At 63.9% G+C, this 11,192-nt stretch carries 9 protein-coding genes; 4 read left to right on the top strand and 5 right to left on the bottom strand.

The genetic code is table 11. From position 1 onward, the window contains the following. Nucleotides 1–151: 151 nt before the first annotated feature. Nucleotides 152–781, bottom strand: coding sequence for an isochorismate family cysteine hydrolase YcaC (ycaC, locus tag ACLCGK_RS05795; RefSeq protein WP_013974760.1), 630 nt, complete (start codon nt 779–781; stop codon nt 152–154). Nucleotides 782–1,061: 280 nt separating this feature from the next. On the opposite strand from ycaC (ACLCGK_RS05795), the gene ACLCGK_RS05790 reads away from it, so the two are divergent. The 3 genes from ACLCGK_RS05790 to ACLCGK_RS05780 all read left to right on the top strand — a co-directional run bounded on the left by ACLCGK_RS05790 (nt 1,062) and on the right by ACLCGK_RS05780 (nt 5,039). Continuing rightward, nucleotides 1,062–1,973, top strand: a complete 912-nt coding sequence (locus ACLCGK_RS05790; protein ID WP_264209701.1) for a LysR substrate-binding domain-containing protein — start codon at nt 1,062–1,064, stop codon at nt 1,971–1,973. Between the two features lie 203 nt (nt 1,974–2,176). Then, the gene (locus tag ACLCGK_RS05785) at nt 2,177–3,439 is read left to right on the top strand and encodes an OprD family porin (RefSeq protein WP_410951474.1); all 1,263 of its coding nucleotides are present in this window, start codon (nt 2,177–2,179) and stop codon (nt 3,437–3,439) included. A gap of 1 nt (nt 3,440) precedes the next feature. Continuing rightward, complete coding sequence (locus ACLCGK_RS05780) at nt 3,441–5,039, top strand: MFS transporter (protein ID WP_410951473.1); 1,599 nt, start codon at nt 3,441–3,443, stop codon at nt 5,037–5,039. A 169-nt stretch (nt 5,040–5,208) separates the two neighbouring features. Here the strand turns inward: ACLCGK_RS05780 and ACLCGK_RS05775 are convergent, their stop codons facing one another. From ACLCGK_RS05775 to ycaC (ACLCGK_RS05760), 4 genes are all read right to left on the bottom strand, one after another. Continuing rightward, nucleotides 5,209–7,050 (bottom strand): amidohydrolase, encoded by a 1,842-nt coding sequence (locus tag ACLCGK_RS05775; protein ID WP_015272310.1) that lies wholly within the window; start codon nt 7,048–7,050, stop codon nt 5,209–5,211. A 390-nt stretch (nt 7,051–7,440) separates the two neighbouring features. Further along, nucleotides 7,441–8,259, bottom strand: coding sequence for an alpha/beta fold hydrolase (locus ACLCGK_RS05770; RefSeq protein ID WP_410951472.1), 819 nt, complete (start codon nt 8,257–8,259; stop codon nt 7,441–7,443). A gap of 39 nt (nt 8,260–8,298) precedes the next feature. Beyond that, on the bottom strand, nt 8,299–8,607 hold the full coding sequence (locus ACLCGK_RS05765; protein ID WP_015272312.1) for a hypothetical protein: 309 nt from the start codon (nt 8,605–8,607) through the stop codon (nt 8,299–8,301). A gap of 114 nt (nt 8,608–8,721) precedes the next feature. Then, nucleotides 8,722–9,351, bottom strand: coding sequence for an isochorismate family cysteine hydrolase YcaC (gene ycaC, locus ACLCGK_RS05760; protein ID WP_015272313.1), 630 nt, complete (start codon nt 9,349–9,351; stop codon nt 8,722–8,724). Between the two features lie 320 nt (nt 9,352–9,671). Here ycaC (ACLCGK_RS05760) and ACLCGK_RS05755 point away from each other — a divergent pair, with 320 nt between their 5' ends. Further along, nucleotides 9,672–11,099 carry a mechanosensitive ion channel domain-containing protein gene (locus tag ACLCGK_RS05755; protein WP_410951471.1) on the top strand — a complete coding sequence of 476 codons (1,428 nt, stop codon included), beginning with the start codon at nt 9,672–9,674 and terminating at the stop codon, nt 11,097–11,099. The last annotated feature ends 93 nt before the right edge of the window (nt 11,100–11,192 follow it).

Genomic DNA, 11,192 nt, shown 5'->3' with positions numbered 1-11,192 from the left:
GTTTTCCCTTCCCAACAGGGGGGGCCGAGGTGCGGGGTTTGGTGGCTTTGTTGGGGGAGCGGGCAAGCCCGCGAAGAGGCAGGCACAGCAAACACAAAAGGCCGGCTCCCTATAGAGAGAGCCGGCCTTTTTGCATTCAACTAACGGACTGTTACTTACCCGCAGTCAGCGCGTTGTAGCTGGTAATCAGGTTGCGATAATCCGGAATGTGGTTGGAGCAGAGCGCCGCCAGCCCTTCGATGTCGTTGCGCCAGTCGCGGTGCAGCTCACAGGCCACGCCGAACCAGGTCATCATTTGCGCGCCTGCGCGGCTCATGCGGTCATGGGCAGCATCGCGGGTCATTTCGTTGAAGGTGCCGGAAGCATCAGTCACCACGAACACTTCGAACTCCTCTTCCAGGGCCGACAGCGCCGGGAACGCTACACAGACCTCAGTCACCACTCCGGCGATGATCAGCTGCTTCTTGCCCGTGGCCTTCACCGCCTTGACGAAGTCTTCGTTGTCCCAGGCGTTGATCTGGCCTGGGCGGGCGATGTAGGGGGCGTCCGGGAACAGGGCTTTCAGCTCTGGTACCAGCGGGCCGTTGGGGCCTTGTTCGAAGCTGGTGGTGAGGATGGTCGGCAGGTTGAAGAACTTGGCCAGGTCGGCCAGGGCCAGCACGTTGTTCTTGAACTTGTCCGGCTCGATGTCACGGACCAGGGACAGCAGGCCAGCCTGGTGGTCGACCAGCAGGACAGCGGCGTCGTCTTTGTTCAGGCGGTTGTAGGTGAATTTGCTCATGGTCTGTGCTCCTAAGGGTTATGAATTTTTCAGCATTCGGGGGTGTTTCGCGTTGATGGGCACAGATTAAAATCATCACCTTTGTGGCGGTAGATAGCAGAATTTGGCTTTAGCGTTCCGTTTTATGAACGATAGATTGGCGCTGGATTTACTGGCCTCTTCGCGGGCATGCCCGCTCCCACAGCTACTGCACTGGCTTTGAATCTTGTGCGATCCCTGTGGGAGCGGGCGTGCCCGCGAAGAGGCCAGTACAGGCGGCCAACAATCCGGAGACCGATCATTGGAAGACCTCAACTCCCTCTACTACTTCACCCAGGTAGTCGAACACGGCGGCTTCGCCCCGGCTGGCCGGGCGCTGGACATGCCCAAGTCGAAGCTAAGCCGGCGCATTGCCGATCTCGAAGACCGCCTGGGCGTGCGCCTGCTGCACCGCACCAGCCGCCATTGTTCGCTCACCGAGATCGGCCAGGCCTACTACAACCGCTGCCTGGCCATGCGCGTGGAGGCCGAGGGCGCGGCGGAGATCATCGAGCGCAACCGCAGCGAACCGCGTGGCCTGGTGCGTATCAGTTGCCCGACCACCCTGCTCAATTCCTGGGTCGGGCCGATGCTGACCCGCTATATGCTCAAGTACCCGCAGGTGGAGCTGTTCATCGAGAGCACCAACCGCCGCGTCGACCTGCTGCACGAGGGTTTCGACATCGCCCTGCGGGTGCGCTTTCCACCGCTGGAGAACACCGACATGGTGATGAAGGTGCTGAGCAACAGTACCCAGTGCCTGGTCGGCCAGCCGCAGTACCTGGAGCAGTTGCCCAAGCGCTTCGACCCGCAGTTGCTCGGCACGCTGCCGAGCCTGCATTGGGGCAGCGCCCAGCGTGAGTACCAGTGGGAGCTGTTCCAGGGCGAAGACAGCAGCCGCAGCATCGTCATCCCGCACACACCGCGTATGGTGACGGACGACCTGTTCGCCCTGCGCCATTTCGTGGTGGCCGGGGTGGGTATTGCGCACCTGCCGCGGGTGGCGGTGCGCGAAGACCTGGCGGCGGGTCGGCTGGTGGAGTTGTTGCCGGACTGGCACCCGCGTTGCGGCATCGTGCATGCGATCTTCCCGTCGCGGCGGGGGTTGCTGCCGTCGGTACGGGCGCTGATCGATCATCTGGCCGAAGAATTCGCCATCAGCGACATGGCTTGAGTTCTGGGTTGGCTGTACCGGCCTCTTCGCGGGCTCGCCCGCTCCCACAGGTATTGCACAGGGTTCAAAACCTGCGGTGAACCTGTGGGAGCGGGCAAGCCCGCGAAGAAGCCGGCACAGGCAAAAACAGCCAGAGCACACGCATACAAGACCCCTGGCCTATCCTTCCTCCACAGTCCCGGATCATCCCTCCCGGAGCCCCCATGATCCGCGCCACCCACGGACCAGGCCGCGCCCTGCTCGCCACCCTCGCCCTGTGCCCGGTGCTCAGCCAGGCCGAAGAGCCCGCCTGGTCGCTGCTCAGCCGCAACTACTTCCTGCACAGCGACTTCCGCTCGCCCTCCGGCAGTGGCCAGAACTACCGCCAGGAATGGGCCCAGGGCTTCATTGGCGAAATCCGCTCCGGCTTCACCGAGGGCACACTCGGCGTCGGCATCGATGCCCATGGTTTTCTCGGCCTCAAGCTGGACGGCGGCCGCGGCCATGCCGGCACTGGCCTGCTGCCGCGCGACAGCGATGGCCGCGCCGAGTCCGACTACTCCAGCGCCGGCGCCGCACTCAAGCTGCGCCTGGGCAATACCCAACTGCGCTACGGCGAAATGACCGTGGAAACCCCGGTGTTCGACACCAGCGACAAACGCCTGCACCCGGAGTACGCCACCGGCTGGTTCCTGGACAACACCGATCTGCCCGACTGGCGCCTGCAGGCCGGGCGCTTCACCGCCTTCAACAACCAGGACAACAGCTCCAGCCATGATGACTTCAGCGGCTACGGCGCTACCACCGACAACCGTTCCATCAGCCTGGCCGGCGCCGCGTTCGCATCCGACGGGCCATTCGGCGGCGCACTGTACGCAGGCCAGCTGGAGGACACCTGGCGCCAGGCCTACCTCAACCTGAACCTGGCCGAGGGCAACTGGCGCCTGGACGGCAACCTGTACAAGACCCGCGACACCGGCAATGCCAGTGCCGGGGCAATCGACACCCTCGCCTACAGCCTGCTGGCCAGGTACAGCTTCGGCGCCCAGGCGCTGAGCCTGGCCTACCAGAAGGTCGAGGGCGATACCCCGTTCGACTTCGTCGGCGGCGACTCCATCTACCTGGCCAACTCGATCAAGTACGCCGATTTCAACGGCCCCGGCGAGCGCTCGTGGCAACTGCGCTACGACCTCGACTTCGCCACCCTCGGCGCCCCCGGCCTGAGCTTGATGGGCCGCTACGTCAGCGGCCGTGGCATCGACGGCAGCCATGCCCCGGCCGGCGGCGCCTATGTGGGCCAGTACGGCGACGGCGGCAAGCACTGGGAGCGCGACATCGACCTGAAATACGTGGTGCAGTCGGGCGCCGCCAAGGACCTGAGCCTGTCGTTTTCCCACGTCAGCCACCGCGCCAACCAGGCCCAGGCCGGCGATGACATCGACCGGATCTACCTGATCATCGAATACCCACTCAAAGGCAGCTTCTGACATGAGCACGACCCCTTCAGGCGCCTGGAGCCCATTGCGCAACGCCACCTTCCGCATGCTGTGGATCGCCACCATCGCTTCCAACATCGGCACCTGGATGCACGAGGTGGGCGCCGGCTGGCTGATGACCACGCTGTCGGCCAGCCCGTTGCACGTGGCCCTGATCCAGGTAGCCGGCTCGCTACCAATGTTCTTCCTCGCCCTGCCGGCCGGCGCGGCGGCGGATATCGTCGACAAGCGCCGCTACCTGTTGCTGGTGCAACTATGGATGTCTTCGGTGGCCGTGGTGCTGGCGGCCCTGACACTGCTCGGGCTGATGAACGTCACCCTGCTGCTGGTGCTTACCCTGGCGCTGGGCATCGGCACGGCACTGATGATGCCGGCCTGGAGTGCGCTGACACCGGAGCTGGTGGGCAAGGACGACCTGGCCAACGCGGTGGCGCTTTCCAGTGTCGGTATCAACGTGTCGCGCGCCATCGGCCCGGCTTTGGCGGGCGTGGTGGTGAGCATGGTCGGCCCGTGGCTGACCTTCGCCCTGAATGCCATCTCGTTCACCGGGGTGATTTTGGTGCTGTTCCTGTGGAAGCGCGAGGTGAAGGAGCCGCTGCTGCCGGCCGAGCGCTTCGTCGGCGCCATGCGCACCGGGCTGCGTTTCGCGCGCAGTGCCAAGCCCTTGCAGGCGGTGATATTGCGCGCCTTGGCATTCTTTTTCTGCGCCAGCGCCGGCACCTCGCTGCTGCCGTTGATCGTGCGTGGCGAGATGCATGGCACCGCCGCCGATTTCGGCCTGCTGCTGGCGGCCATCGGCATTGGCGCGGTGGCCGGCGCCACCTTGCTGCCACGCCTGCGCGAACGCATCAGCCGCGACCGCCTGGTGCTGCTCGCCAGCCTGCTGTATGCCCTGTTCCTGCTGGCCCTGGCGCTGGTGCGCAACTTCTATGTGCTGCTGCCGGCAATGCTGCTCAGCGGCGCGGCGTGGATTGCCGTGCTGTCCAACCTGCAGGTGGCGGCGCAGACCTCGGTGCCGGCCTGGGTACGGGCGCGGGCGCTGTCGGTGTACATCCTGATCTTCTTTGGTGCCATGGCCAGTGGTGGGTTGCTGTGGGGCACGCTGGCCAGCCATGCAACCATCACCTTGAGCCTGCTGCTGGCCGCAGGAGGCCTGGCACTGGGCACGCTGCTGACCTGCAAGGTGACGCTGCCGGAAACCGCAGCCGAGGAGCTGACGCCGTCACTGCATTGGCCGGTGCCGCTGCTGAGCGACGACATGGACAAGGAAAGCGGGCCGGTGATGGTCACCGTGGAATACCACATCGACCCGGCCAAGGCCGAGGCGTTCCAGCAGGCAGCGCGGGAGCTGGAGGCGATGCGCAAGCGCAATGGCGCGTTGTCGTGGGGGTTGATGCGCGACAGCGCGGACCCGGCGTTGTGGCTGGAGTTCTTCTTCGAGGAATCGTGGCTGGAGCATTTGAGGCATCACCACCGGGTAACCCGGGGTGAGCTGAAGATCGAGGCCAGGGTGCGGATGCTGCAGACCGATGGGGTGGAAGTGAAGATTCGGCATCTGTTGGCTGGAGCTGAGTACAAGGCTCACCATTGATGTTGGCCTTTCCGGCCTCTTCGCGGGCACGCCCGCTCCCACAGGTGCACCACAGCCCTCAGACTTTGTGCGATCCCTGTGGGAGCGGGCGAGCCCGCGAAGGGGCCAGCACTGAAGGAACAAAAAAGGGGGCCAATAACTGGCCCCCCTTTTTTCACATCAGCTCAGCTTAGAAAGCAAAGCACGAACAACCCAACGCCCCCCAGAAGCCCTGGAAATCATTCACCGGCACACTCGAATGCCGTGCCTTCTCATGGCTGTGCGCATGCACCCCGCAAGGCCCGACACACTGGTGCGCCACCGCTGCCAGCGACGGCGTGCCCACGCGCCAGTGGCCCGGCACCTTGGTCACCGGAGACCACTCCGGCAGCACCGGCACCTGGGGCGGGCCGAGCTTGTCGAATTCCGCCGCGCCATACACCACCTTGCCATCGACCACGGTCAGCACCGACTCGATGCCTTTGATCGCCTCTTCATCGACACTGAAGAAGTCCAGCGACAGCGCCGCCAGGTCAGCCAGCTGGCCCACCTTGATCTGGCCTTTCTTGCCCTGCTCGCTGGAGAACCAGGCGCTGCCCTGGGTGAACAGCTGCAGCGCGGTGTCACGGCTGAGGCCTTCCGGGTACAGCTCCATGCCACCGACGGTCTTGCCGCTGACCAGCCAGTACAGCGAGGTCCACGGGTTGTAGCTGGACACGCGGGTGGCGTCGGTACCGGCGCCAACCGGCACGCCCATGTCGAGCATGCGCTTGATTGGCGGGGTCTGCTCGGCAGCCTTGGCACCGTAGCGGTCGACGAAATACTCACCCTGGAAGGCCATGCGATCCTGGATGGCGATACCGCCGCCCAGCGCACGCACACGCTCGATGTTCTGCGGGGTGATGGTTTCGGCGTGGTCGAAGAACCACGGCAGGCCATTGAACGGGATGTCCCGGTTGACCTTCTCGAACACGTCGAGCATGCGCGTGATCGATTCGTTGTAGGTGGCATGCAGGCGGAACGGCCAGCGCTGCTCGACCAGGTGGCGCACCACCGGCTCCAGCTCTTGTTCCATGGTTTGCGGCAGGTCCGGGCGCGGTTCGAGGAAGTCCTCGAAGTCGGCGGCGGAGAACACCAGCATTTCGCCGGCGCCATTGTGGCGCAGGAAGTCGGTACCGCTGTGCAGCTTCACGCTGGAGGTCCACTTGCGGAAGTCGTCCAGCTCTTCCTTGGGCTTCTGGGTGAACAGGTTGTAGGCAATGCGCACGGTCAGCTGGTTGTTGTCGGCCAGCTCCTGGATCACCTGATAGTCGTCCGGGTAGTTCTGGTAGCCACCACCGGCATCGATGGCGCTGGTCAGGCCCAGGCGGTTGAGCTCGCGCATGAACTGGCGGGTGGAGTTGACCTGGTATTCCAGCGGCAGCTTCGGCCCCTTGGCCAGGGTGGCGTAGAGGATCATCGCGTTGGGGCGGGCGATGAGCATGCCGGTCGGGTTGCCGAACTTGTCACGCTGGATCTCGCCGCCCGGCGGGTTGGGCGTGTCCTTGGTGTAGCCGACGGCCTTGAGCGCAGCGCGGTTGAGCAGTGCGCGGTCATACAGGTGCAGCAGGAATACCGGGGTGTCAGGTGCGGCCTGGTTGATTTCCTCCAGGGTGGGCATGCGTTTTTCGGCGAACTGGAACTCGTTCCAGCCGCCGACCACACGCACCCACTGCGGGGTCGGCGTGCGCGCGGCCTGGTCCTTGAGCATGCGCAGGGCATCGGCCACCGAAGGCACGCCTTCCCAGCGCAGCTCCAGGTTGTAGTTCAGGCCACCACGGATCAGGTGCAGGTGCGAGTCGTTCAGGCCAGGGATGACCGTACGCTGCTTGAGGTCGATGATCTGCGTAGTGGCGCCCTTGTGGGCCATGGCTTCGGCGTCGTTGCCCACGGCGATGAAACGGCCATCCTTGATGGCGACGGCGGTCGCGGTGGGCTTTTCACGATCAACGGTGTGCAGTTTGCCGTTGAACAGAATCAGATCGGCGGTCATGGAACCTCCTTGGGTGGATGCGTGAGCGGAACCGGCGGAACCGGTAAAGGGCAATGCGGACCAGAGCGCGCCAGCGGCACCGAGCACGGTACTGGTGGCGAGGAACTGGCGACGGGTCTTGTCGTTGCGGTCCTGGGACATGGGGTTCTCCGTCTGGTGCGGCAGCGGGCAGGCGCAACTGCGGAGCATGCCGGTTGGTGTAGGGGCAAGGCTTGGATGGATGTGCGGTGGGTTGTTGAAGGTTAGCCTTGTTCAGCATTTGCGCTGCCTGGGCTGGCCTCTTCGCGGGCACGCCCGCTCCCACAGGGAAATCACAGGATTTAAATGCTGTGCAGTACCTGTGGGAGCGGCGGTGCGGCGATCCGACGTGCCCGCGAATGCCTCCCACAATTACTGCTGAAGGAACGCCAGCAGGTCCTCGTTCAGTTGCTGTGCATGAGTCACCGCAAACCCGTGCGGCGCCCCCGCATACACCTTCAGCTCAGCCCCACGAATCAGCTCCGCCGCCCGCTTGCCGGTGCTCTCGAACGGCACGATCTGGTCGTCGTCACCGTGGATCACCAGGGTCGGCACATCGATCCTGGCCATATCCGGGCGGAAGTCGGTTTCGGAGAACGCGGTCACGCAATCCAGGGTGCCCTTGATCGATGCCATCAGCGCAATGTTCAAGGTCTGGGTCTGCACACCCTGGGACACCTGCTGCCCATGGTTGATGCCATAGAACGGCGTGGCGAAATCGGCGATGAACTGCGCCCGGTCGGCACGCAGGCCGGCGCAGATACCCTCGAACACCGATAGGTCGACACCTTCAGGGTTGTCGTCACGCTTGCCGAACACCGGCGTCACCGCGCCCAGCAGCACCAGCCCGGCCACACGCTCGCTGCCGTGGCGGGCGATGTAGCGGCTAACGTCGCCGCCACCCATCGAGAAGCCCACCAAAGTCACGTCGCGCAGGTCGAGGTGTTCGATCAGCTGGGCGATGTCATCGGCGAAGGTGTCGTAGTCGTAGCCGTTCCATGGCTGGCTCGAACGGCCGAAACCACGGCGGTCGAAGGCGATGGCGCGGTAGCCGCGGCTGGCCAGGAATTCCATCTGCGAATCCCACATGTCGGCATCCAGTGGCCAGCCGTGGCTGAACAGCACAGGTTTGCCGCTACCCCAGTCCTTGAAGTAGATCGAAGTGCCATCGCGGGTAACGAACGTGCTCATGTCGGTATCTCCTTGAAAATGTCGAGGTAAAGGCCTGGCTCAGCCACGTAGCCAGTTGGCGCAGCGGCGGGTTACCCAAGGCATGATGTAGAACACCACGGGCAGGATGACGAACAGGTTGACGATCAGATTGCCGGTGATCGCGCCCCCCAACTGCGGAAAGCGTGCGAACAACGGTGCCAGCAGTTGTGGAATGATCATGGTCATCGGGCAGATCACCAGGTAGGTCAGCAGGGCCTGCTTCCAGCGCGGCGGTTGCGCCGGCGTGGTGCCCGTCGAACTGGCGATTACCTTATGTTGCAGGCATACGGTCACTACGTCGCGGTTGTCTTGGGGTGCGGTGTTCATCGGCGTTCCTTGGGATGAGCTTGCCCGCATCCACTGTGCAACGGCGGACGGGCGCTGGATTGGACAGGTGTGCTGCTTTGGTGGGCACCGGCTGGCGGTGCCCGCGCATCTGGCTTACTTGCTGGCGTTGAAAGCGTTGTAGCTGGTGATCAGGTTGCGGTAGTCCGGGATGTGGTTGGAGCACAGCGCGGCCAGGCCTTCGATGTCGTTACGCCAGTCGCGGTGCAGCTCACAGGCCACGCCGAACCAGGTCATCAGTTGTGCGCCGGCCTGGCTCATGCGGTCGTGGGCGGCGTCGCGGGTCATGGCGTTGAAGGTGCCGGAGGCATCGGTGACCACGAACACTTCGAACTCTTCTTCCAGGGCCGACAGCGCCGGGAAGGCTACGCACACTTCGGTCACCACGCCGGCGATGATCAGCTGCTTCTTGCCGGTGGCCTTCACCGCCTTGACGAAGTCCTCGTTGTCCCAGGCGTTGATCTGGCCTGGGCGGGCGATGTAGGGGGCGTCCGGGAACAGGGCTTTCAGCTCTGGTACCAGCGGGCCATTGGGGCCTTGTTCGAAGCTAGTGGTGAGGATGGTCGGCAGGTTGAAGAACTTGGCCAGGTCGGCCAGGGCCAATACGTTGTTCTTGAACGCGTCCGGCTCGATGTCGCGGACCAGGGACAGCAGGCCAGCCTGGTGGTCGACCAGCAGGACAGCGGCGTCGTCTTTGTTCAGGCGGTTGTATTTGAAGTTGGTCATGGTCGTTGCTCCTAAGGTTTTGATCTTTTCAGTAAGTTGGGTGTTTCGCGTTGATGGGAGAAGATTAAAACCATGACCTTTGGGGCGGTAGATAGCAGTTTTTGGCTCTAGCGTTCTGTTTTGTGAACGATGGATTGATGCTGGATTTGCCGGCCTCTTCGCGGGTTTGCCCGCTCCCACAGGGATCGCGCATCCATCAACTCATGCACAACTTCTGTGGGAGCGGGCAAGCCCGCGAAGAGGTCGGCACAGGCTGTCATTGCCTGCCCGGCCAACCTGCTCTATTACTACCCACAGCCCTCCCCTCACCCGAGACCACCATGCTGGCGTTCATCCAGTCATACCCGTTGTTGCTCGGCACCGCCCTGATCCTGCTCGACCTCGTGCTTTGGCAACTGATTCCTCTCCAGCAACGCGCCTGGCGTATCGGCACGCGGTTGGTGCTGTTCCTGCTGTTCAGCTCGGTACTGGTGGCTGCCGGCATGAGCCCGATGCAACCACCCCCCTGGCCCGATGATGTCTCGCGCAACCTGATCGCCACGGTACTGGCGATCGGCTGGTGGCTGTTCGGCGCACGCACGGTGACAGTGGTGTTCGGCCTGTTGCTGGGTGCCCGTGGCAGCCATGGCGGGCGTTTGCTGCAGGATGTGCTGGGGGCGCTGATCTTCCTGGCTGCGGTGGTCGCCGCCGCAGGTTATGTGTTGCAGTTGCCGGTGAAGGGCCTGCTGGCTACATCGGGGGTAATGGCCATCGTCATCGGCCTGGCGCTGCAGAGCACATTGGCCGACGTGTTCAGTGGCATCATCCTGAACACCACGCGGCCGTATCAGATTGGCGACTCGATCTCCATCGATAGCACCGAAGGCAAGGTGCTGGAAATCGACTGGCGTGCCACCCGCCTGCTCACCAGCACCGGCAGCCTGGCGGTGATCCCCAACTCGGTGGCGGCCAAGGCCCGGCTGCTCAACCACAGCCGCCCGGCCGATGTGCACGGGGTGTCGGTCAGCGTGGTGGTACCGGCCAAGGTGCGGCCCAAACGGGTGTTCGATGCTCTGGAAAAAGCCTTGCAAGGCGTCAGTGCCATCCTGGCTACACCAAGACCAAAGGTGACGGTGAAAGCCTCGACGCTGGAATCAGTGGAGTACGAAGCCAGCGGCTTCGTGGCCGACGCGGGCGCCAAGGGCGACGCGCGCAATCAGCTGTTCGACCTGGCCCACCGGCACCTGGAGGCCAGCGGGGTAATGTGGAACACCGACCTGGCCATGCCACCACGCAGCCGCCAGCGCGAGGTGCTGGATGAGGTGCGGGTGTTCCGCTCGCTGAGCGCTGAAGAGCGCGATACGTTGAGCCAGCGCATGACGGCGGTGGAATACCTGGCCGACCAGGTGATCCTGGGCGTGGGCGAGCATTCCGATCATTTGCTGGTTATTGGCAGCGGGGTGGTTTCGGCGTCGATCCGCGATGGCGACAAGCTGGTCGAAGCAGGGCGCATGGGGCCGGGCGAGGTGCTGGGAATCGAAGGAATCATCGACGAAGAGGACTCGCTGGCCGAGTTCCGCACGCTGACCGGTTGCGTGCTGTATCGGATCGACAAGGAACAGGTGAAGAGCTGCCTGGTGCAACGCGGCGATGTGCAAACGGCGTTGAGCAAGTTGCAGCGGTTTCGGCGGCAGAGCCGGGAGTCGTTGTTGCTGCAGAAGCCGGTTTCGATCAAGAAGGGCGGCTTCCTTAGCTGGTTGCACAAGTAAGCCTGTGCCGGCCTCTTCGCGGGCGCGCCCGCTCCCACCCGACCCCACAGAAAACCACCCCCTGGGGGAGGACACCCCCTAAAAAAGACACCA

Source organism: Pseudomonas sp. S1(2024) (assembly GCF_046557535.1).
The sequence above is the reverse complement of the archived record's forward strand: the minus strand, read 5'-3'. Positions and strand labels throughout refer to the sequence as shown.